General features: G+C 58.5%; 16 protein-coding genes and 1 pseudogene. 6 read left to right on the top strand and 11 right to left on the bottom strand.

From position 1 onward, the window contains the following. Window positions 1-34: 34 nt before the first annotated feature. The gene (locus CPPEL_RS07845) at window positions 35-4,972 is read left to right on the top strand and encodes an Lhr family helicase (RefSeq protein ID WP_123960592.1); all 4,938 of its coding nucleotides are present in this window, start codon (window positions 35-37) and stop codon (window positions 4,970-4,972) included. On the opposite strand, the gene CPPEL_RS07840 is transcribed toward CPPEL_RS07845, so the two are convergent. Continuing rightward, window positions 4,969-5,580 carry a mismatch-specific DNA-glycosylase gene (locus tag CPPEL_RS07840; RefSeq protein WP_123960591.1) on the bottom strand — a complete coding sequence of 204 codons (612 nt, stop codon included), beginning with the start codon at window positions 5,578-5,580 and terminating at the stop codon, window positions 4,969-4,971. The genes CPPEL_RS07845 and CPPEL_RS07840 overlap by 4 nt on opposite strands. A gap of 25 nt (window positions 5,581-5,605) precedes the next feature. On the opposite strand from CPPEL_RS07840, the gene CPPEL_RS07835 reads away from it, so the two are divergent. Continuing rightward, window positions 5,606-6,424 carry a DNA-formamidopyrimidine glycosylase family protein gene (locus CPPEL_RS07835; RefSeq protein ID WP_123933467.1) on the top strand — a complete coding sequence of 273 codons (819 nt, stop codon included), beginning with the start codon at window positions 5,606-5,608 and terminating at the stop codon, window positions 6,422-6,424. 18 nt (window positions 6,425-6,442) lie between these two features. Here CPPEL_RS07835 and CPPEL_RS07830 read toward each other — a convergent pair whose 3' ends face one another. The 3 genes from CPPEL_RS07830 to CPPEL_RS07820 form a co-directional block, all read right to left on the bottom strand. Beyond that, window positions 6,443-7,780 (bottom strand): cryptochrome/photolyase family protein, encoded by a 1,338-nt coding sequence (locus tag CPPEL_RS07830; RefSeq protein WP_123960590.1) that lies wholly within the window; start codon window positions 7,778-7,780, stop codon window positions 6,443-6,445. A 79-nt stretch (window positions 7,781-7,859) separates the two neighbouring features. Further along, a complete protein-coding gene (locus CPPEL_RS07825) occupies window positions 7,860-8,234 on the bottom strand; it encodes a hypothetical protein (RefSeq protein WP_123960589.1) in 375 nt (124 codons plus the stop codon). A gap of 244 nt (window positions 8,235-8,478) precedes the next feature. Further along, window positions 8,479-8,955: a DUF4112 domain-containing protein gene (locus tag CPPEL_RS07820; protein WP_123933470.1), complete on the bottom strand. Its 477-nt coding sequence runs from the start codon at window positions 8,953-8,955 to the stop codon at window positions 8,479-8,481. A gap of 217 nt (window positions 8,956-9,172) precedes the next feature. Between CPPEL_RS07820 and CPPEL_RS07815 the strand changes: the two genes are divergently transcribed. Beyond that, window positions 9,173-9,478, top strand: coding sequence for a hypothetical protein (locus tag CPPEL_RS07815; RefSeq protein ID WP_123960588.1), 306 nt, complete (start codon window positions 9,173-9,175; stop codon window positions 9,476-9,478). Between the two features lie 20 nt (window positions 9,479-9,498). On the opposite strand, the pseudogene CPPEL_RS07810 reads toward CPPEL_RS07815, so the two are convergent. After that, window positions 9,499-9,966 (bottom strand): annotated as a pseudogene (locus tag CPPEL_RS07810) (GNAT family N-acetyltransferase); the annotation flags it as partial. Window positions 9,967-10,065: 99 nt separating this feature from the next. Here CPPEL_RS07810 and CPPEL_RS07805 point away from each other — a divergent pair. Continuing rightward, window positions 10,066-10,848, top strand: a complete 783-nt coding sequence (locus CPPEL_RS07805) for a DUF5808 domain-containing protein (RefSeq protein WP_123960586.1) — start codon at window positions 10,066-10,068, stop codon at window positions 10,846-10,848. A gap of 229 nt (window positions 10,849-11,077) precedes the next feature. Here the strand turns inward: CPPEL_RS07805 and pgi are convergent, their stop codons facing one another. Next, window positions 11,078-12,715, bottom strand: coding sequence for a glucose-6-phosphate isomerase (gene pgi / locus CPPEL_RS07800; RefSeq protein ID WP_123960585.1), 1,638 nt, complete (start codon window positions 12,713-12,715; stop codon window positions 11,078-11,080). A 273-nt stretch (window positions 12,716-12,988) separates the two neighbouring features. Between pgi and CPPEL_RS07795 the strand changes: the two genes are divergently transcribed. Further along, window positions 12,989-14,461, top strand: a complete 1,473-nt coding sequence (locus CPPEL_RS07795) for an NAD-dependent succinate-semialdehyde dehydrogenase (RefSeq protein ID WP_123960584.1) — start codon at window positions 12,989-12,991, stop codon at window positions 14,459-14,461. A gap of 149 nt (window positions 14,462-14,610) precedes the next feature. On the opposite strand, the gene CPPEL_RS07790 is transcribed toward CPPEL_RS07795, so the two are convergent. Next, complete coding sequence (locus tag CPPEL_RS07790) at window positions 14,611-14,928, bottom strand: chorismate mutase (protein ID WP_123960583.1); 318 nt, start codon at window positions 14,926-14,928, stop codon at window positions 14,611-14,613. 102 nt (window positions 14,929-15,030) lie between these two features. On the opposite strand from CPPEL_RS07790, the gene pcrA reads away from it, so the two are divergent. Further along, window positions 15,031-17,490, top strand: a complete 2,460-nt coding sequence (pcrA, locus tag CPPEL_RS07785; protein ID WP_123960582.1) for a DNA helicase PcrA — start codon at window positions 15,031-15,033, stop codon at window positions 17,488-17,490. Window positions 17,491-17,535: 45 nt separating this feature from the next. Here the strand turns inward: pcrA and CPPEL_RS07780 are convergent, their stop codons facing one another. The 4 genes from CPPEL_RS07780 to CPPEL_RS07765 all read right to left on the bottom strand — a co-directional run bounded on the left by CPPEL_RS07780 (window position 17,536) and on the right by CPPEL_RS07765 (window position 22,231). After that, window positions 17,536-20,193, bottom strand: coding sequence for an ABC transporter permease (locus tag CPPEL_RS07780; protein WP_123960581.1), 2,658 nt, complete (start codon window positions 20,191-20,193; stop codon window positions 17,536-17,538). Next, window positions 20,193-20,876, bottom strand: a complete 684-nt coding sequence (locus CPPEL_RS07775) for an ABC transporter ATP-binding protein (protein ID WP_123960580.1) — start codon at window positions 20,874-20,876, stop codon at window positions 20,193-20,195. The genes CPPEL_RS07780 and CPPEL_RS07775 overlap by 1 nt, the downstream gene beginning before the upstream one ends. Then, window positions 20,873-21,406, bottom strand: coding sequence for a PadR family transcriptional regulator (locus tag CPPEL_RS07770; RefSeq protein ID WP_123960579.1), 534 nt, complete (start codon window positions 21,404-21,406; stop codon window positions 20,873-20,875). Before CPPEL_RS07770 ends, CPPEL_RS07775 begins: the two co-directional genes overlap by 4 nt. Before the next feature lie 120 nt (window positions 21,407-21,526). Further along, the gene (locus CPPEL_RS07765) at window positions 21,527-22,231 is read right to left on the bottom strand and encodes a M23 family metallopeptidase (protein WP_123960578.1); all 705 of its coding nucleotides are present in this window, start codon (window positions 22,229-22,231) and stop codon (window positions 21,527-21,529) included. Between the last annotated feature and the right edge of the window lie 351 nt (window positions 22,232-22,582).

The following is a 22,582-nucleotide window of genomic DNA, read 5'->3' as shown; positions in this document are numbered from 1 at the left end:
GTATGCCAGTGTAGATCTTTGGTTGAATAGGCACATGTCCAACCTTCCCACCGAGAGCATTCTCACGCGCTTTCGGCCTCAGGTAGCCACATGGTTTCAAGAGGTCTTCGCAGCGCCCACGGCCGTGCAAGAGCAAGCCTGGCGGCACATCTCTGCCGGTGAGCACGCCCTGGTGGTGGCACCTACCGGCTCTGGTAAAACCTTGGCGGCGTTTTTGTGGGCGCTCAACGGCTTAGTGGAGGCCCCTGGCCAAATGGCGCTGCCCACCGGCGCTGCGCAGCCAAAGACTGCCAAGCAGGGCGGCGGGGTAAAAGTGCTGTATATCTCGCCGCTGAAAGCACTCGGTGTGGACGTAGAAAATAACCTGCGCGCTCCCTTATATGGCATTAACCAAGTAGCTGCGCGCCTGGGGCTAGATCCGGCCGAGATTTCGGTGGGGGTGCGAAGCGGAGATACTCCCCAAGCAGAGCGCTCGCGCCAAGTGCGCAGACCACCGGATATTTTGATCACCACCCCCGAATCCGCGTATTTGATGCTCACCTCAAAAGCAGGTGGGATCTTATCTGGTGTTGAGACGGTGATTATTGATGAAATCCACGCGCTTGCTGGCACCAAGCGCGGCGTGCACCTTGCCCTTACCCTGGAGCGTCTCGAACGCCTTGCCCAGCACCCCATCCAGCGCATTGGTCTTTCGGCGACGGTGCGGCCCTTAGATACGGTGGCGAAGTTTCTTGGTGGGGATCGGCCGGTGCAGATTGTCGATCCGCCCTTAGAAAAGCGCTGGCAGCTCGATGTGCATGTGCCGGTTGAGGATATGTCGGATCTTCCTACCCCGGAACCTGGTTCCACCATCGGTGAGGCCACCATCGATGATCCCTTGGGTTTGATGTCCCCACTGGAAGGTGCACCCGAAGATGCACTGGAAGGTACGCCCGAAGATGCAGCCGTGATGCAGCAAAGCCAAGAATCCGCGCTGCCGCAACAGGGATCGATTTGGCCTTTTATTGAGCAAGAACTCTTTGATGAGGTCATGGCGCACCGCTCTACCTTGGTGTTTGTCAACTCCAGGCGTACTGCGGAGCGTTTAACCAGCCGCCTCAATGAGTTGCACGCGATGCAACATGCGCCGGAGACTCTATCGCCAGAACTACGGCGCACCCCGGCACAGTTAATGAAGGCCAGCGATGTTGCCGGCAAAGCGCCTGCGGTGATTGCCCGTGCGCACCACGGCTCGGTGTCGAAGGACGAGCGCGCGCTGACAGAAACGATGCTCAAAGAAGGCGCGCTCAAGGCCGTGGTAGCCACCAGTTCGCTAGAGCTTGGCATCGATATGGGTGCGGTTGAGCTGGTAATTCAGGTGGAGTCGCCGCCTTCGGTGGCCAGTGGTTTGCAGCGCGTTGGTCGCGCCGGGCACGTGGTGGGTGCGGTGTCGAAGGGATCGTTTTATCCCAAGCATCGCGCGGATTTGGTCCAATCGGCTGTGACGGTGCAGCGGATGCGCCAGGGCTTGATTGAAGAGCTCAGCGTGCCCATGAATCCGCTGGATGTGCTGGTGCAGCAGACCATCGCTGCGGTGTCCATGGAGGATCTGGACGTAGAAGAATGGTACGCAACCGTATTGCGTGCATATCCTTATCGCGATCTTGCGCGCGATGTGTTCAACGCCGTGATCGACCTGGCAAGCGGGGTGTATCCCTCTACCGATTTTGCCGAGCTGCGCCCGCGCATCACCTTCGACCGCATCAATGGCATCATGTCTGCTCGCCCCGGTGCCCAGCGCGTGGCCGTCACCTCCGGCGGCACCATCCCAGACCGCGGCATGTTCGGGGTGTTCCTTGTGGGCGGCGAGGGCGTGCCGCGCCGCGTGGGCGAGTTGGACGAGGAGATGGTCTACGAGTCTCGCGTGGGCGATATTTTTACCCTCGGTGCCTCAAGCTGGCGCATCGAAGAAATCACTCGCGACCAGGTGCTTGTTACTCCGGCACCAGGGCATACAGGCCGTTTGCCGTTTTGGTCCGGCGATCAAGCAGGCCGCCCGGCAGAACTTGGTGCAGCCTTGGGAGCTTTTCGACGCCACGTGCTCGCCAACGAAGGCGAACTCGATGGCATTGGCTTAGATGATCGTGCCCGCCGCAACCTGCTGGCGTTTTTGCAGGAGCAGCGCGAGGCCACCGGCATCGTGCCCGATGAGCAAACCCTGGTGTTGGAGCGCTTCCGCGATGAATTAGGTGATTGGCGCGTGGTGCTGCACACCCCCTATGGCCGTGGCGTGAATGCTGCCTGGGCGCTTGCGGTGGGTGCTCGCATTGCCCAAGAAACGGGCATGGATGCTCAGGCTGTGAGCTCAGATGATGGCATCGTGCTGCGTTTGCCTGAGGCAGAAGAAGAACCTTCGGCGGCACTGTTTGTGGTGGATGCGGATGAGATTGAGCAGATTGTTGCTGAACAAGTGGGCAATTCTGCACTGTTTGCCTCGCGTTTTCGTGAGTGTGCTGCTCGCGCCCTGCTGTTGCCACGCAAGCATCCCGGCAAACGCGCGCCCTTGTGGCAGCAGCGCCAACGCGCCGCGCAGCTATTGGACGTTGCGCGCAAATACCCGAGCTTTCCCATCATCTTGGAAACGGTGCGCGAATGCCTCAAGGATGTCTACGATCTGCCCTCCTTGCAGGCACTGTTGCGGGCTATTGCTTTGCGCAAGGTGCGCATCGCGGAGGTCACCACGCAGCAACCAAGCCCCTTTGCCTCCTCGATCCTGTTTAATTACACCGGCGCATTCATGTACGAGGGCGATTCGCCCCTGGCAGAAAAGCGAGCAGCAGCATTAGCACTCGATCCAGCCTTGCTGGCCAAGCTCTTGGGCACTGTTGAGCTGCGCAATCTGCTGGACCCAGAAATCATCACCGAGGTAGATCAGCGCCTGCGCCGCGTGGCAGCCGAGCGCCAAGCCCGAAGCCCCGAGGAGCTTGCCGATGCCCTGCGTGTGCTTGGCCCCGTACCCCTTGAGGCACTGCCCGATATTGCGAATTTCGCAGCATCCGCCGAGGAACTGCATGCCCAATCCACCGCCGCGCTTTCCGGCCGAGTGATGACGGTGCGCATCGCAGGCGTGCCACACCTGGCACAAGTACTCGATGCGCCGCTGTTGCGCGATGGTTTGGGCATTCCCGTTCCACCTGGGGTGGCAGCACAGGTAGAAACCATTCCCGATGCCTTAGAGCAATTGGTGGCCAGGTGGTCGCGCACCCGAGGGCCATTTGTGTTGGCAGATCTGCAGGCCGCTTTTGGTTTGGCAGCGGGTGTGGCTCATACCGTCTTGCGTTCCTTTGAGGCAGATGGTCGCCTGATCAGCGGGCATTTCCGCCAGGGTATTGATGAGTCGGAATACGTTGCCCCTGAGGTGCTTAAGACGATCCGCTCGCGTTCTTTGGCGGCAGCGCGTGCAGAAACCCAGCCGGTAAGCCCCAGCGCTTATGGGCGTTTCCTGCCTGCCTGGCAGCAAGTAGCCACCATGGGTACACGCCCCGAGGCCATGGGTGCCGATGGTGTGTTTGCCGTGATCGAACAACTCGCCGGTGTGCGCCTTCCGGCTTCTGCTTGGGAAACGCTGGTATTACCGCAGCGTGTGCGCAACTATTCACCACTGGACTTAGATGAGCTCACCGCCTCCGGTGAGGTACTCGTGGTGGGCGCAGGAAGTGCTGGGGCAGCGGATCCTTGGGTGATGTTGTTGCCGAGTGACTATGCAGCAGAGCTCATGCCAGAGCCTGTAGAGGTGGAACTGAGCCACTTACAAACCCAGTTGCTTGAGGTAATGCGCCACGGCGGCAGCTTCTTATTTGCGGCACTGCGTGAGAAAGTCAGTGGCGAAGACCTCGGTTTGATTCACGGCACGGCCACGGACTTAGAAATCCGCGAGGCCCTCTGGGGCTTGTTTGAGGCAGGCTTAGTATCTCCCGATAGCTTCACCCCGATCCGCGCGCGCCTTGCTGCAGCAGGAGGTGGCGGCAAGGCATCGTACCGCGCACGGCGTACACCGAATCGTTCCCGCTTACGCATGGGCAGGACCAGCTTTGCCCAGGCGCAAAGGGCTGGCCAACCGGAGGATATGAAAGGCCGTTGGGCCATGGCGCCGCTGGCCAATTCCGATGCCACCGCCCGTTCGGTAGCCCACGGCGAGGCCTGGTTGGATCGCTATGGTGTGGTCACCCGCGGCAGTGTGGTGGCAGAAGATGTGTTGGGTGGCTTTGCGCTGGCCTACCGCGTGCTCACGCGCTTTGAAGAGTCCGGTAAAGCCATGCGCGGCTACATCATTGAAGGCCTCGGTGGCGCACAGTTTTCTACCCCTGCGGTGATCGACTGGTTGCGTGGCCTGAGCGATACCCCAGATGTTGAAGGCTGGCCCAGTGGCACCAAGGAACCAACCGTGGTGGTCCTTGCTGCCTGCGATCCCGCCAACCCCTATGGCGCGGCCTTGGCATGGCCAGAGGTGCAAGGAACACTTAGCAGATCAGCCGGTGCGGTTGTGGTGCTTATCGACGGCCTCCTTGCAGCCCACCTCACCCGTGGCGGAAAAACGCTCACGCTCTTAGATCCTCCGCCCGGTATTAGCCAAGAAGCACTCGCACAATTGGTGGTGCAAGCATTAAGCCAGGCGGTAGGCCAGAACATGCTCAGCCGCTTGGTCATTGAGAAGGTCAATGGCGAAGCAGCACTGACAGGCGGGTACGTGGAGCTCATGCGCGGTGCCGGGGCATCGATTACCCCACGCGGTATCCGCATTGCCGGCCAACCCGTGGATACGGGCTCGGGTGCAAGACGCGGCCGTGATCTAAACAGCGCGCTTGAAGATGTGCCCTTCAACGGCCAGACCGGTGTAAACCCCGATGGCAGCGTGGGGGAGAAGGGCCTAAATCCCTTCCGCGACCGCGGGCCGAAGCGCGGAGGGTACGGCTCTGGGGGTTGGCGGCGCTAGTCGTGCATCACCGCCTGCCACTTGGCGGCCAGGGTGTCAATGTTTTCGTGCGCATTCAGCCCACTTGGCTGAGGCACAACCCACAGCGGCACGTGGGCAGGCCAGCCGGGAATCAGCGAGGTATCTTGCTTGCCCAGCTTTGCCTTGCGCAGCCCGAAGGCCGTGCGAAACGCGGTGATGCCGGCTACGGCCACGCGCTTGGGTTCAAGCTCGCACACTAAATCAATCACGCGGCGGGCCCCGCGGATAAGCTCCTGCTTTTCTAGTTCGTCGGCGCGAGCTGTGGCGCGGGCAACCAGGTTAGTAATGCCGATGCGAAGCTCGCGCAAGCGTTGCTCGTCGCTATCGCTCATGCCGGCGGAGCAATCCACCACGGGGCTGATGATGCCCGCGCGATCAAGCGAGGGCCAAAAGCGGTTGCCGGGGTGCGCGAAGGGGGCGTTGACGGCGGCCGTCCACAAACCAGGGTTCACACCGACGATCAGAAGCTCTAATTGTGGCGCGCCGGGTTCCGGTAGGCGGTCGCTGACAGGATGGTCATAGAATCCGGGAAGCTCATCGCGGGTGGGGCGCCTGCCGCCGAGCGGGGATGGGTGCGTGGTGCTCATGCCAACAAGTCATACACTGTTGTGCATGCCAGAGGGTGATTCCGTCTATCAACTATCCAGGCGCATGCAGTTCATGCAAGGCCGCGAGGTGCTTGGCACCAGCATCCGCGTGCCCAATTTCGCCCTGGCTAATTTTGATGGGCGCATCGTGGATCGCGTGTGGCCTTATGGCAAACACCTCTTTATGCAGTTCGGCCCGGAGATCTTGCACACGCACCTGAAAATGGAAGGCACCTGGGCGGTGCACCTCAAGGGTGATAAGTGGCGCAAGCCAGGCTTTAGTGCGCGCGTAGTACTAGAGCTCGAAGGCGCCCCGCAGCCGCGCCCCATCGAGGTGGTAGGCCACGATTTGGGCATGGTGCGGGTGTATCCCACCAGCGAATACCACAACCAGATCGGCCACCTAGGTCCTGATGTGTTGGGCGATGCTTGGTTGGAAGGCGGCGAAGAAGAAGCGCGCCGGCGGATGCTGGCGCAACCTGATCGAGCCATCGGTTTGGCCTTGTTGGATCAGAAAATTCTCGCCGGTGTGGGCAATGAGTACCGCGCGGAGATCTGCTTTATTTGCGGGGTGCATCCCGCCGAGCGAGTGCGATACGTGGACGTGGATCGGATCCTTCAGGTCACGCGCAATCTGATGTGGGACAACCGACTTTCACCCATTCGCGTATCCACCGGGGTGCGCCGCGCAGGCGAAACCTCCTATGTGTTTGGGCGCAATCACAAACCCTGCAGGCGTTGCGGCAGCCTGATTGAAAAATCTTCGCTTGTCGACGACCCACGTGCCGAACTTGAGCGCATCATCTGGTGGTGCCCGCACTGCCAGCCCCTGCGCGGGAACTAGGCCGCGCGAGGCCATCAGCTAGCGTGGCAGCCCCTTGATCGCATCAAAGGCGGTCAGTGCCCTGGCGCGCGATTCGCGTAGATCGACCACTGGGGTGTGAGCCATCCAGTCGGGTGCCCAGCGGTTGACGTACTTGCCGTTGGCGTCGAACTTCTTTTGCTGCGTTTCGGGGTTAAAGATGCGGAAATAGGGTGAGGCGTCTGCGCCACAGCCGGCCACCCACTGCCAGTTGAAAGGGTTGCTGGCCTCGTCGGCATCCAACAGGGTATCCCAGAACCATTGCTCGCCAAGGCGCCAGTCGATCATCATGTTCTTCACCAGCAGGGAAGCTGCGGCCATGCGCACGCGATTGTGCATGGTGCCGGTGCGCCAAAGCTCACGCAGGCCTGCGTCGACAAGCCCAAACCCCGTCTTGCCCTGTTGCCACAGTGTCAAGCCCTCCGGGTCGTGCTCCCACACCATCGCATCGAAGCGGCGATCAAGGCCGCGGGTAGCAAGATCGGGGTGGCGATAGAGCGTATGCCAGGCGAATTCGCGCCAACCCAGCTCGGAGAGGAATACCCGTGCGCCCTCAGAATCATGCGCGGGGTGCTCGGCCACGGCATGCCAAACTTCGCGTGGGCTGATCTCACCAAAACGCAGGTGCGGGGAAAGCTTGGAGGTGTGGCCCAACGCAGGAACATCACGGCCATCGGCATATTCATCGATGGTGTGGTCTAAGAAATCCTCCAAGGCCTCGTAGGCGCCCGCCGCACCGGGTTGCCAGTGCTGGGCAAATTCATGCGGCCAGGTCGGCAGCGGCAGGATCTGATCCAATGAGGCTGTGGGAAAGTCGCTCGGGGTGCCACCAAGGGGATCGGGGGCATCCTTGGGGTAGGCGGGGGCAGGTTGTTCGCGGCATGCCCGCCAGAAGGGGGTAAAGACCTTATAGGGATCGCCCTGCTTATTGGCGATGTTCCAGGGTTCAAAAAGCAGGTGGCCAGGAAAAGAACTCGCCTGGATGCCTTCGTGGTGGAGGTGCTGTTTGATATCGGCGTCGATAGCTCGCGAAGCGCCATAGCGACGATTCCAGAACACCGCCGAGGCCTGGACTTCTTTCGCAAGAGCGGGGATTGCCTCGCGTGCGGCACCTGTGCGGAAGATGAGTTGAATGCCGAGTGCTCTAAGCTCTGCGTGCAAGGCTTTGAGGCTGTGGTGGAGCCACCACTTGGACGCTCCGCCGAGGGGGCGTATCTCAGGGGAGTGCTCATCGAGCAGATAGACCGCCACCACTTCCTCGGCAGATTCGCAGGCAGCAAGCAGCGCCAGATTGTCTTGGACTCGAAGATCATCTCTGAACCACAGCAATGCTCCCATGGCAGAAAGTGTAGGGCAGGTGCCCATCACACTTCGAGCCACACCTTGGGATGCTGCTGGGCTATCGACAAAAAACGGGCTACTGAGGCTCGGGGCTTACGGCGAGGGGGATGGCGCTGAGGCAGGCAATAATTGAACCACCAGCAACAGTTAAGAAACCGAAGATGTTGATGGTGGTGGGGGCATTGAAGATGTAGAAGGAAGTAACACCAAGGATCACTGACAGCATCGAGATGGTGTGGATGATCGCCACAGGGCGGCTGTGCTGGCGGTGTCTACGCATTGCAGCGATGCTCAGAGCGGCAATGAGCAGCACCGCGACATAAAAGATGGCAGGAAACCACTGCAAGGTTATGGAAGTAGATGGCTTGGAAATAAGCGCATATACAAACGTCCCGAGCAGCAGGGCAAGCAGCGCGATGGATGCGATCAAGGGAGTGAATTTGGAGTTCATGGCATGCACCTTCTTTGCTTGCGGTTGCTCCTCACGTTATCGCTGGCTTCAACGCCGCAGCAATGCCTAGACCCTGAAGGAGGGTAGTAAACGTGCAGTAGCTTCTGCGATGCTGCAAAACATCCGGATGTGGGCGGTGGCCTGTATCAAGCAAAAAAGAAACGCCGCCGAGGCGTTTGCAACCTCGGCGGCGAGATGAGTGCAGCGTGGCACCCGCATCAGGGGCAGGTGATGAGTATTCGCCTTAGCCCCAAAGCCCAAGCGCCTTGCCGATGAAGTAGATGGCCACACCAGATCCCACCAGGATGAGGATAAGCAAGAGCACGAAGACGAGGATCGCGCCGATGATGTAGGCCTTGGCCTCCTTGCGCTTTGCCTCTGGGCTGGCGATGGCCTCTTCCAGCAGGCGCAGGTTGCGCTTATTGGCCTTAAAACCGAAGTCGAAGGCCTGGCCGATGAAAGGGATTGCGCCGATGATCATATCCACCATGATCATCAACCCCATGCGCAGCAGCACGATGATTGGCACGCGATAGCGGATCGCGTCGGCCACAATGCCCATCGCCACCAACGCGCCGGCGACCGCGCCGACACCTGGCACCAGACCCATGACCGGATCGAGTCCGAAGCGCCGTTGCGTGCCAGGCACCTTAATGGAATCGTCCATCACATGGGCAATCTTGCTGCTAATGGTGTTTGGCTTTTGAGCTGGTTGGGACACGGATCGAGGCCTTTCACGGGGTAAGAAAATTTTTACTCAGGGGAGGATACCCCAAGACCTGGGATTATGAAGATTTCAACAACAGGCTTGTCGACGCCCCACCGCCTTCAACTCCCCTGCACAGCAAAGACAATGCGCCGTTGATCTCCGGGTGGGTGCTGCCTTGGATTGTTCTTCCATTTCGTTCATGTCTTACTGCTGAGGAATACTTCAAGCCATGCAGAAATGGATCCCCGCAGCGCTGCTGTTGCTGCTAGCGCAATTGATCGCGATGTACTCACTTGATGGCAGCGCTTCCTACACGATCAGCGTCGGTGCAGCACTGGTTCTCACGGCTTTGACTTTTGCGTGGGCACCTCCGCAGGCTCGTCGCGCGCTGCTGATCGGCACCATCTTCTTCGCCGCCTATGTAGGCGCGCGTTTGGACGCCACTCCCGCCAAAGTTCTCATCACGCTCGTGCTATGTACTTCCACTGCTTGGTCTCTGTATCGCGGTCTGCCCAGTGGGTGGCGTTTGAGGTAGGTAGCGGGGGCGTCGAAAAGCTAAGAGCGCACCATGTGCAAGATGGGGTAGGGCAGGCCGGCCTCGTCGGTTTCGCTGCGTGATGTGGTGGAAAAGCCGTGGCGCTGGTAGAAGGCGATGGCCTGCGGGTTTTCTTCGTTAACGTCCAGGCGGGTGATGCCGCGTTCGAGGGCGTGGTTGAGCAGGCGGGTGCCGATGCCGTGGCGCATCCAATCGGGGTGGATAAAGAGCATCTCTAAGCTATCGCCGTGGGTGCCGCTAAAGCCCACAGGCTTCCCGGCGATGGTGGCGACGTGGAGTTCGACTTGGGGGAAGTAGCCCTCTGCGAGGTGGCCGCGGATTTCTTCGAAGTGCTGCTCGCTCAAAAATGTGTGGGTGGCGCGGACGCTGGCCTCCCAAATGTGCACGAGCTGCTGGTATTCGTGCGGGCCTTCGCTCGGACGGATCCGTACAACGTGGTGGTGGTTAGCTTCAAGCATTGCCCTATTGTATTGCCTCCGATAGTATGTGACCTAAGCTACAAACTTAAGCGACCAGCCGGCAAAGAGGCTTTTGGTGCTCAACAAGAAAGCCGGAGAGGAAGCATCATGGATAACGCCCAACTGTGGCAACGCATAGATCACCCGAGGCCTTCTACACACAGCGTGAAGTGGCTCTACCTGCTGTGTGCACTCATCATCGGTGGGGCAATGGCGTATGTGGGGATGCGATGGGAAGACATTCCCTCGCCGGTGCCCACCCACTGGGGCGCAGACGGGCCGGATGATTTTGCGCCGAAATCGATCAGCGCTGTTTTTATGGGCAGTTTTATCTTCATCGGCACCATTGTGCTCATGGTGGTCGTGACCGGGCTTGCCACCTACGCGATGAAGCAAAATGAATCCGAAGATCACCCCATTGACCGGCGCCTGCAAAGTGAACTCAACCGGGTGCTGACAGCCAAAATGATTGCTTACATCAGCCTGGCGCTGGCACTTGTAATCGCGGTGGTTCAAGTGTGCTCGGTGCTGCCCCAGTACCAGCACGTGATGGATGGGATGGGACTGTTCATTGGCATCATGATTCTCGTGCTGGTGGTGCTGGTGCTGTTGCTTTGGTGGGCCAGTGCGCAAACGCGAGGTTTGCAGCGAGCAATCGAAAAGGCCCAGCAATCCGGGAGGATGCCAGAGGGGGCCGAGGTAGAAGGCGTCAATGACCACTACAAGTTCGGGCTTTTCTACTACAACCCTAAGGATCCGCGCGTAACAGTTGAGCGTCGCTTTGGCATCGGCATTGACTTCAACTATGCCCGCTGGCAGGGCAAGCTATTTGCCGCCATCATCTTTGGCACCGTCGTGGCGTGCGTTGCGTTGCCCTTCTTGCTGAGTTAGCAAAGGCGCTGTCGTGCTGAATTAGCAAAGGTGCTGGCGTGCTGAGTTAGCAAAGGTGCTGGCGTGCTGTGCTAATCGTCATGTACTGCCTGGTAGAAGACACCAGCCCCCTGTGCTGCGAAATGTGCAGTAAGGGGCTGGTTTTCTCTTTGTCACCGCAAAAAACACCATCCCTCCCACACCTGGCATGTGAGGTGGGGAAGGGGTGGCGCGTAAAAGCTAAGAGGCCTTAGCGCTTGGAGCGGTACCAGCGGATGAGCTCGTCGGTGGAGGAATCGCCGGAATCGACGTCCTGCTCGCCACTGACGGCCGGGGCAAGGTCATTGGCCTGCTGCTTGCCCAGCTCAACGCCCCATTGATCGAAGGAGTTGATGTCCCAGATCATGCCCTGGGTAAACACGATGTGCTCATACAGGGCGATTAAGGAACCAAGCACATAGGGGGTGAGTTCCTCGGCAAGGATGGTGGTGGTGGGGCGGTTGCCCGGCATCACCTTGTGGGGCACAACCTCGGCTGCAACGCCTTCGGCCTCGATCTCCTCGGCGGTCTTGCCAAAGGCCAGGACCTTGGTTTGGGCAAAGAAGTTGCTCATCAAAAGATCGTGCATGGAACCCTCGCCACTCGCGGTGGGCAGATCCTGCTTGGGGCGGGCAAAACCAATGAAGTCTGCGGGGATCAGCTTGGTGCCCTGGTGCATGAGCTGGAAAAAGGCGTGCTGGCCATTGGTGCCGGGCTCGCCCCAGAAAATCTCGCCGGTACCAGCGGTCACGGGGGTGCCGTCGCGGCGCACAGACTTGCCGTTGGACTCCATTGTGAGCTGCTGCAAGTAGGCGGGGAAGCGGCCAAGATCCTCGGAATAAGGCAGCACCGCGTGGGTTTCTGCGCCGAAGAAGTCGTTGTAGAACACGCCCAGCAAGCCCATGAGCACGGGGATGTTCTCGCGGAAATCGGCGGTGCGGAAGTGCTCATCCATGGCGTGGAAGCCTTCGAGGAAGCGCATGAAGTCCATGGGGCCAATCACGGTCATCAGGGACAAGCCGATGGCGGAATCCACGGAGTAGCGCCCGCCAACCCAGTTCCAGAAGCCGAACATGTTCTTGGTATCGATGCCGAATTCGGCAACCTTCTCGGCGTTGGTAGAAACGGCCACGAAGTGCTTTGCTACCGCGGCTTCATCTCCGAACTTCTCCAATACCCAGCGCTTGGCGGCATGGGCATTGGCCAGGGTTTCTTGGGTGGTAAAGGTCTTAGAGGCCACCACAAACAAGGTGGATTCGGGGTCGCATTCATCCAGTACTGCCACCATATCGGCGGGATCGACGTTGGAGACGAACTTGGCATGAATACCCGCGGTGGCATAAGCGCGCAGTGCCTTCACTGCCATAGCGGGACCTAAATCGGAACCGCCGATGCCGATGTTCACCACCGTCTTGATGGTGTGGCCGGTATAGCCCAACCACGCACCGGAGCGCAGGGCCGTGGCAAAGTCACGCATGCGAGCGAGCACCTCGTGCACATCGGCGGCCACGTCTTGGCCATCGACTTCCAGCTCATCTTCTACCGGCATGCGCAAGGCGGTGTGTAGTACTGCGCGATCCTCGGTGTTGTTGATGTGCTCGCCTTGGTACATGGCCTCGATCTTGTTCTTTAGATCAGCGGCGTTGGCCAGATCCACAAGAGCATTGAGGGTATCGGCATCGATGAAGTTCTTCGACAAATCGACGTGCAGCCCAGCGGCATCGAAGCTGAAGCGCTCGGCGCGATTGACGTCTGCGCCAAAAAGTGTGCGCAAATCGGTGGCCTGCAGCGCCTCGTGGCGCTTGCCTAGCGCCTCCCATTGCGGTGTGGCAGTGACGTCGAATGACATAGTCGAGCTCCGTTTCTCTAGACGAGCTTGGGAAATCCCACGCAGGCACAAAAGCGCATGCCTTTTGCCTGAGCTTGGGAAATCCAAGTTTTGTTTTATACCGACTTTATTTCCGATCGGTCATGAGTTCACCTCTAACGCTAGTCCAGTTTTGTCCGAATCGCTCTGATCGAGCACTCCAAATTCATCACAGTTGCTGTGACCTCCCGGAGCGTAAAAATAGCCTGTACCGTCGATCACACATCCTGGCCGTATCGCCGCTACAGTAGTGGCATGACTGCACAGAATTTCCCAACTGAATTGCCTCAAGATGTCCCCACCGGCCTATTCATCGGCGGAGAATTCCGCGATGGATCAGATGGCGGCACCGTCGAGGTATATAACCCCTCCAACGGCACCGTGCTGGCCACTGTGGCCTCTGCCAGCAAAGACGACGCCCGCGAGGCGCTAGATAAGGCCGTAGAAGTACAAGAGCAGTGGGCTGCAACCTCTACCCGCGAACGCTCTGAGATCCTGCGCAAGGCCTTCGAGCTCATCCACGAACACGCTGATGAACTTGCCCTGATCCAATCCCTCGAACTTGGCCGCGCGCTGAAGGACTCCCAGGGCGAAGTTGCCTATGCTGCGGAATTCTTCCGTTGGTTTGCAGAAGAGGCCGTGCGTGTTCGCGGCGATTATCGCGAAAGTCCAGCAGGCAACGCCCGCATCGTGGTTCGCCACGTTCCAGTAGGCCCCTGCCTTGCCGTCACCCCCTGGAACTTCCCGCTTGCCATGGGTGCTCGCAAGCTGGCACCAGCGCTGGCTGCTGGCTGCACCATGGTGGTCAAGCCTGCCTCAAAGACCCCGCTGACCATGCTGTACCTGGCCAAGCTGCTGCAGCAGGCAGGTGTGCCAGATGGCGTGGTTGCCGTCTTGCCTTCCAATAAGGCCTCGAACGTATCCTCCCTGCTTGAAGATGCCCGCCTGCGCAAATTCACCTTCACCGGCTCCACTGAAATTGGTCAGATGCTCGCACAAAAAGCAGCAGAGAAGTCCATTCGCGTCTCGCTCGAGCTCGGCGGCAATGCCCCGTATGTGGTGCTCGATGATGCCGACATGGACACCGCAGTGGAGGCCGTAGCAACTGCGAAGATGCGTGGCGCGGGCCAGGTGTGCATCGCCGCCAACCGCTTCCTGGTGCAAGAAAGCATCGCCGAGGAATTCACCCAGCGCGTGGTGGAGCGCATGAAGCAGCTCCGCCAAGGCCCTGCCACCTTGGAAGATGTGGACTACGCAGCACTTTCGGGCACCGATCAGGTGGAGACGGTATCCAAGCTTGTCGACGACGCCCTAGAGCGCGGTGCTACCCGCTATCTTGGAGATGCACTGCCCGAGGGCTTGCCAGAAGAAGGTTATTACTACCCGCTCACCGTCCTTGGCAATATCCCCGATGGCTCAGAGATCCTGGACAACGAGATCTTCGGCCCAGTGATCGCAGTGAGCACCTTCACCAGCGATGAAGAAGCTGTGCAAAAGGCCAACGACACGCAATTCGGTTTGGCAGCCTACGTCTTCTCCTCCGGCTTAGAGCGAGCACTGAATGTGGCAGAAAAGATCGAAGCCGGCATGGTGGCAGTAAACAAGGGTGCACTCTCTGATCCGGCTGCCCCATTTGGTGGCGTAAAGCAATCGGGTATCGGCCGCGAAGGCGGCTTTGAGGGCATCCACGAGTTCCTCGAAACCCAGTTCATCTCTTTGCCAAAATAACCTCGCCAAGGTGCACAACCCGCCACTGCAACGTGGCGGCGGGTAGGCCCTAAAACGCCTCAAGGCCTCGAAACACAGCAATGTGAATCGAGGCCTTCGGTCATTTATGCGTGGCGCTGATGCGAGCTACTGCTCGGTGTTATTGCTTGCTATTGCTCGGAGGCGTTGCCGAGCTTGCCGCGGCCCATTCTTAAGAGCAAACCTGCAAGCACTGGGCCTTCCTCGCCAATTTCTTTTCTGAATTGGTTGATAATGGCTACTTCGCGGGTGTGCACCAAACGAGTGCCACCTGAGCCCATGCGAGTTTGGCCAATCGCCTTAGAGATGAGCGCGCGACGCTTGACCGCATCGAGGATCTCTCGATCAAGTCGATCGATTTCTTTGCGATAGCGCTGGATCTCGGCATCAGACAAAGGATCATCGGTGCCACTTGGCATACGGATTTCAAACAGCTGCTCCTCGCTCATGAGCAACTATTGTGCCACGCTTGGCACAAAAAGAGGGCAGGGGCAGGCCAAGCTACAGGTGTTCGAATGCTAATCGGGGGTTGGGTTGTAGGTTGGTAGGCGATGAATAGCACGCAGCAATCCCCATTCGAGCCTCAAAAGGCCAATCCTTTCCAAGCACGCACACCACAGCACAGCTTCGATGGTGCGCCTGCGCAAACGCCCAACCCAAATGCTGAGCAGCTCACCCAGGGCTTAAATCCTCAGCAGCGTCAGGCCGTTGAGCACACCGGATCGCCGCTGCTGATCGTAGCCGGTGCCGGTTCGGGTAAAACGGCAGTGCTCACGCGAAGGATCGCCTATCTCATGGCCGCCAGGGGCGTGCACCCCGGCCAGATTTTGGCTATTACTTTTACCAACAAAGCCGCAGCCGAGATGCGCGAGCGCGTCACAGAGCTCGTCGGCCCTGTGGCCTCAAGGATGTGGGTTGCTACCTTCCACTCCACCTGCGTGCGTATTTTGCGTGAACAAGCACAACTTGTTCGAGGGCTCAATAGCAATTTCACTATCTACGATTCCGATGATTCCAAGCGCCTGCTGCAGATGATTGCTAAGGATCAGGGCCTGGACATTAAAAAGTTCACCCCTCGGGTGCTCGCCACTGCTATTTCGAATCTGAAAAACGAATTGCGGGATCCCAAGGCAGCGCTGGCAGAGGCGATGAATACCCGCAATCCCTTTGAAAAGACGGTGGCGGAAGTCTTCGTGGATTATCAAGCACGGCTGCGTGAATCCAATGCGGTGGATTTCGATGATCTGATCGCGGAAGTAGTCCGCATCTTCCGCGAGCACCCCCAGGTCACCGAATACTATCGTCGCCGCTTCCGCCACGTGCTCATCGATGAGTACCAAGACACCAACCATGCGCAGTATGTGCTCGTGCGTGAGCTGGTAGGCACTGGGCCAGATGCCAGTGAGCTGTGCGTGGTGGGTGATTCGGATCAGTCCATTTATGCCTTCCGTGGCGCCACCATCAGAAACATTGAAGAGTTCGAGCAGGACTACCCCCAGGCCACCACGATTTTGCTGGAGCAGAACTATCGCTCCACCCAAACCATCTTGAGTGCCGCGAACGCGGTGATCTCCCAAAATGAACACCGCCGCGATAAAAAGCTGTGGACCGCGCTTGGGCAGGGAGAGCAGATCGCCGCCTATGTTGCCGATAATGAGCACGACGAGGCGCGTTTTATTGCCAACGAGATTGATGCGCTTGAGGCTCGAGGCGTGGCCTATGAAGATATCGCGGTGATGTATCGCACCAATAACTCCTCGCGTGCGATTGAAGATGTATTCATGCGCACCGGCATCCCGTACAAGGTGGTAGGCGGCACCCGATTTTATGAGCGCAAAGAAATCCGCGATGTGATCGCATATCTGCGTCTGCTGGATAATCCGGAAGACACAGTCTCTTTAAGGCGCATCATCAACACCCCTCGTCGTGCCATCGGCGAGAAAGCCATTGCCACCCTCGCACTGCATGCCCAGCACCATCAGGTGAGTTTGCACCAGGCGCTTATCGACGCCCGCGCTGGCCACGTCAGCGCCTTAAATCCACGCAGCGCCAAGGCCGTCTCGCAATTCGTGGACATGATGGACGGGCTGCGCTCAGAGGCCGAGCAACTCATCAGTGAGCTCAGCGGGCTGCCAGATATCGGAGAGATCATCGCCCGCATTCTCGATGTCACTGGCTATAAGGCGCAACTGGAACAAAGCAATGATCCTCAAGATCGCGCAAGGCTGGATAACCTCCAGGAATTAGTCTCCGTGGCTCGCGAGTTTTCCTCAGAAGCTGCCAATCAGCTTGCCTATGAGCAAATGGACGGCAGCGAAATAAGCACAGAAGAAGGCGAAGCGGCACCCGGAAGCATCCAGGCCTTTCTTGAGCGTGTGTCCTTGGTAGCCGATGCCGACCAAATTCCAGAACACGAACAAGGCGTGGTCACGCTCATGACGCTGCACACCGCCAAGGGCCTGGAATTTCCCGTGGTGTTCCTGATCGGCTGGGAAGATGGGCAATTTCCCCACATGCGTGCGCTTGGAGATCCCAAAGAACTCGCCGAAGAGCGACGCCTGGCCTATGTCGGCATTACACGCGCACGCAAGCATCTCTACCTCTCGCGCGCCATGCTGCGTTCGAGCTGGGGCAATGCAGTGACCAACCCGCCATCACGATTCTTCTCAGAGATTCCAGAAGAGCTTATGGATTGGCGCCGGGAAGAACCCACGGCTCAAGACCCCTGGGGTGGCTATGGTGCCAAACGCTTCAACGGTGGGGGATGGGGCTCAGGTGGACACCCCCAGGCCGGTCGAGCACGCAAGGTCGCACCAAAAATGCCCACGCGTTCGAGCACACCTGCACTCAAACTGGTGGTTGGTGACCGCGTGAACCACGATAAGTACGGGCTCGGAACTGTCAATGAGGTCACAGCAGTTGGGGGAACATCCACGGCAACGATCGATTTTGGTTCATCAGGAACGGTGCGCTTGATGCTCCTGCCAGGACTTCCAATGGAAAAGCTCTAAACAAACACGACACCCCAGGCAAGCAGTTGCCTGGGGTGTGTGGAACTAGTCCATGCGATAGCGCACTGTTTGCTGGCGCCAGCTCATGGCCGCCCCGATGCATAAGGCCACAAGCGGGAACACCACGGCCAAGCTCAGCACCAGTATTGGATCAAAATGCACCCAATCACGCTGACCAAAGCGAAGCAGCGTGCCATCTTCGCCGTATGTTGGCCCTTCTGAGCTAATCCAAATGCTCATCATGGCGATCAGCATCGGCACCACCGTGCCCAAGGCGGCGAGAAGGCATGTGGAGGTAGCACCTAAAGCGCGAAGCTGTGCGGGTGTTGCGCCAACATTGGCAATCTGGCGCTGCATTCTGCGCAGATCTCCAAGACCGAGCACCGCGCTAATAGCCACCACCAGAACCAGTGGCACAAGCAAGAGCCCGCTTAACAGCAGCCGATCCTGCACGGTTTTCTCTGCCGGATAGGTGTAGAGGAACACATCGGGTGCGGATTCGCGCAGTGTTGTGTCAAGTGTCTGTACGGTGCGTCCATCAAGGGGGTGCTCAAGCAATAACATCGAGGCCCAAAAGCTTGGGGTGTATCCCAACTCTTCTGCCACCTGAGGCGTCATCACCATCTCGGAGGTATGTCCGGGCAAAAGCGAGGCCACCTCGACCTTTTGAAGCTTTGGGTGAGCGTCATCGAAGGAGGTTTCGAGCTCCTGGACACCATCGAGCTGAGCGTCCTTTGATACCAGCACCTTGCCCTGCTCGAGTGCTCGTTGAGCCTGAGCCAAATCATTACCTTCTAAGTTGAAAAACTCCAGAATCTCAGGTTCAGCGACTAATGGCTCGAGATAGGTGCCCAGGAGGAATGTTGCCGGATTATCGCTTTCTGGGACGTCACACGCCGAGCTAGCTACCTCGATGCTTTGGTTATGAGGGCAATGCTGCGTTGATAACCCAGGCAGCATCACAGCACCTCCGGTGTGGTACACATCTACTTTCTTTTTCACCGGAACTTCGGCCGCTACCGTACTGGCTGCAGCAGTAAGCGACTGAGGGGAATGCGTCGGGAATTCAGGATCCTGCTCGGTCGCGGCGAAACCAATAGCGGCGGTGTTATAGCTTCGAGCAGTGAGATCAACCATGCGCTGGGTGCGCATATCCTCAGTGCTGACCAAGGTAAAGGCGATGAGGGTGATGCCAGCCAGGGCTGCAAGCGCAGAGCCAGACCGTAGCATTTGGCGCCGCATGAGGGTCCCGGCAAGCCTCAGCATCAGTGGTTTGCGCAGTACCGCGCAGCCAAAGATGACGGCAGGTACAGATAACACGGTGGCGATCAGTACGTAGAGCAGGGGTAATGGAGAAGCAAACCACAGTGCGTAAAGCGGCAGCGTTCCGAATGCTGAGGCCTGTGAAAGCCCGGCGAAGATGAAAAACACCAGCAACATCACGGGTCCGATTGCCATCCAATTGTGCCAACGGCGCACCCGGTCGATTCTGCCGCCATCAGCGCCTTGGCTGATGTTGCTGCGTGCGGCAAGCCAGGCGGGGAGATAGGAGGCGATGAGTGCTCCGATAATGGCAAAGATCATGCCGATGGGCAGCAACTCGAGGTGGGTTGCAAATTGCACGCTCGGGGCTTTGATGCGCCAGAACACAAAGCACGCGATAAGGCCCAAAGCGGTGCCGAGCAGTGCGCCGACAACACCTGCGACCAGGCCGTAACCGAGCACGGCAATTCGGATATCACGGCGGGTGGCTCCTTGGCTTCGCATCAACGCGAAGGTTTCGCCGCGCTTGGAGGCACTGATGGCAAACACAGGTGCCACCACGAGCAAGATGAGGATGGCGATGATGGCATAGGCTGCGATGCTCATGACCAAAAAGGCAGTGTCATTGAAGTAAAAGTCCCGCACGACCGAGGAATCTTCAAAGCCAGGGTAGAGCTCCTCGGCTGGGGGTGGATTATCCATGACGTCTTGGGAACGCACCACGAAGCCTTTGGCGTTCAAGGCCTTCACATCGTCCCAGGAAAGGGGGCGTGGGCCACTGAGCACCCAGGAGGATTCCACTGAGTTGCTCAACTGCTCGGGCTCAAACAGTGTGCCGGGGATGATCACTGCGTTAGCGCTGCCAATGAGCTGGTTTACCGTGAGTTCTTTTGTGGCCTTAAGCTGCTGATCCTTCGGGGTCTGCGTGCTTACTTCCACCTTCACCTTGTCGCCAGGGTGGACTCCGATGCGTTGGGCGGTATCCACGGGTAGCGCAATGTCTCCTATACCTGGGGTGGCATCACCCATGCGCAGGTTTTCTGGTGCGCGGATAGCAAGGCCGGTATGGTGCGAGATCTTCTTGCTTGAGACGGCTTGAATCTTGGCGGTGGTATCGGCATTGATCGTGGCCTCGAAGCCACTGGGTAGGGCTTGGTTGAGGGCATCGGAAGGGCCGGCACCCTTGGCGGAGTTACCCTCGCAATCGGCATCCCATCCTTCGACATTTTGCTGGCAGCTTCCGCCAAAGAAGGTGGCGACGTTACGCTGTTCTACTGCTTGGGAAGCCTTGGTGTAAATCGCACTTGAGCTGGTGCTAAAGGCGAATACCCCAACGGGGAGAGCCACAAGGATTACTGCGAGCAGTGAGCGCCACCAATGCTTGCGGGCATCGCGCAGTGTGGGGCGAAGGGAAGCTTTGACGGTGTGGAGTGTAGCCATCACACACCCCTATCCTCACTGAGGCGGCCATCGCGCATGTACACCACTCGATCAGCCCACCCGGCAAAGCGGGCCTCGTGGGTGACAAGCAGGCCGGCTGCGCCATGATCTACTCGCTCTCGCAGCACTTTCATTACGGCGTCGCTGGTGGCGGTATCGAGAGCGCCGGTTGGTTCGTCTGCCAGCAACACATCGCGTGAACCGATGAGGGCGCGAGCGATGGCAACGCGCTGTTGTTGTCCACCGGAAATCTCATCGGGGAAGCGATCTTCGAGGCCTTCAAGCCCAACTGAGCCAAGAGCCTCGCTAATAGCCTCTTGCAGTTTGGAGGGGGTTTGCCCATCGAGTTCGAGGGGTAGTGAGATATTTTCAGCCACGGTGAGCTCAGGAACGAGATTAAAGCGTTGGAAGACGACCCCGATCTTGGTTCGTCGAAAAGCTGCAAGCTTGGCATCGCTCAAGCCGGCGGTGTCTTCGCCGTGTACCAGCACTGCGCCGGAATTTGGGCGTTGCAGCAGGCCAGCGACATTTAGCAGGGTGGATTTGCCTGAGCCTGAAGGTCCCATCACCGCGATGAGCTCGCCGGGGTGAAGCTTCAGGCTGGCGTCGCACAGAGCTTGCACGGGGTAGGCCTTCGAGCCAAACACCATGTTTACGTTGCGTAGTTCGATGGGAAGATTCATGATGCAGCTCCTTTGGTTTTAGGGGCGAGTGCCTCTACTCGATCAAGCCAACGAGCTTCGGCTTCAAGGTCGAAGATTCTGCGCTCGTAGAGCAGTTTCTCGGCGCTTCGGTCTTCGGGGAGATCTTGGTTCTGCTTATGAAGTGCCCGCAGTTTTTGCAGCACCCCTGCGCGTTGTCGATCAATTAGTGCTAATAAGTCCACTCCGTTGTTTGCGGCAAGCACGATTTTGGTCACGAGTTCATCGCGATCGTCTTCGGTACGAAGTGCTGGTGTGCGCCACCAGAGTTGGAGTGCTTCTTTTCCGGCCTCGCTTAGGCGATAGACCTGGACGGTTCTTCCGTTGCTGCCTTGTGCCGTCCCGGCTTCTGCTACAAGACCATCGCGAACGAGCCGATCCAGCGTCTGGGTGACCTGGCCAATATTCAAAGGCCACATCTCGTCGGTTGCTTCTTGGAAGTGTTGGCGAAGTTGGTTTGCGGAGAGTTCTTGAGAATGCAGCAGTGCCATGAGCGCGTGTTTGATTGCCATGGGCTGGCCTCTTATCGAATAGGTTACTGGGTAATCTGAAACTTACTGAGTAACCTTCAGGGGCGCAATAGCTACAGCGACTACAGATAAAGAAAAACCCCCGAGAAGGGGGTGGAGGTGTTAGGCGATGACGATGCCGAGGTTAGCAAGCCAGGGGATCGGATCAACGGGGCCGCCGCCATTGGGGTGTACCTCGAAGTGCAGGTGGGTGCCGGTGGAGAAACCGCGATTGCCCATGCCTGCAATCTGCTCGCCTGCTGCCACCTTCTGGCCAACGCTTACGTTGATCGTCTCGACGTGGCCGTAGACGGTGATGGTGCCATCTTCGTGCTGCACGCGAACCCACTGGCCAAAGCCGGACGCTGCGCCAGCGTCGATCACGACGCCATCGAGCACGGAGTAGATGGGGGTGTTCGTTGCATTGGCAATGTCGATACCGGCGTGCAGTACGCCCCAGCGCATACCAAAACCAGAGGTAAAAGCACCCTCGGCTGGGGTGTGCACCTTCGGCTTGGGGGTACGCGCTGCAACATCGGCAGCAGCGAGCACATTGGAGTATTCCACGGCCTTGTTGAGCTGATCGCCCAGGTTAGGCATGGGCTTGAACTCTGGGATGGCCAGGATCTGTGGCGAATTCTCGGCGCCAGGCTGAGCGGCGTCGGCGGTGAGTTCAATAGCGGGATTGGCATTGTTGGCTAGCGCAACGCCTGTTGCGCCAGCGGTGGACACAGTGCCGGTTGCTAAAGCTACAAAGGCAATACGGCTGCGTGCTGGGGTAGGTTGCTTGCGATGCTTGCCACCTGCCACGCGCTGAGTCTGCTCCATGAGCCTTCTTCCGTGTCTTCGCTTCAAGCCCCTGGGTGTGGGGCCAATGTGTTCTTCCTTGCGCCAACCATGGTTACGTTTCGTGCAAGGAATGTAACCAAGTTGTTATCTAACTCGCTGTAACGATAGTGAAGCCTTGGCAATCAAGCAACTTGTTTTGGCAGTTTTTTTCAAAATTTTTCCGCTGTTATATCACCTTTCTCTGGCGGAAGTTACGCATGTGTTATTAACCAACCCATGTGATTGCTGTTGTGGACATATCCAGCACTCTTCGCTACTACTCTTCGCTATTACAGCCCGGCTGGTAGCTCCACCCAAGCTCGTCGGGGAACCAGCCCAACGTATAAGGCA

This window comes from Corynebacterium pseudopelargi, assembly GCF_003814005.1.
Lineage (GTDB): Bacteria > Actinomycetota > Actinomycetes > Mycobacteriales > Mycobacteriaceae > Corynebacterium > Corynebacterium pseudopelargi.
This window is presented reverse-complemented; position numbering and strand designations above follow the sequence as displayed.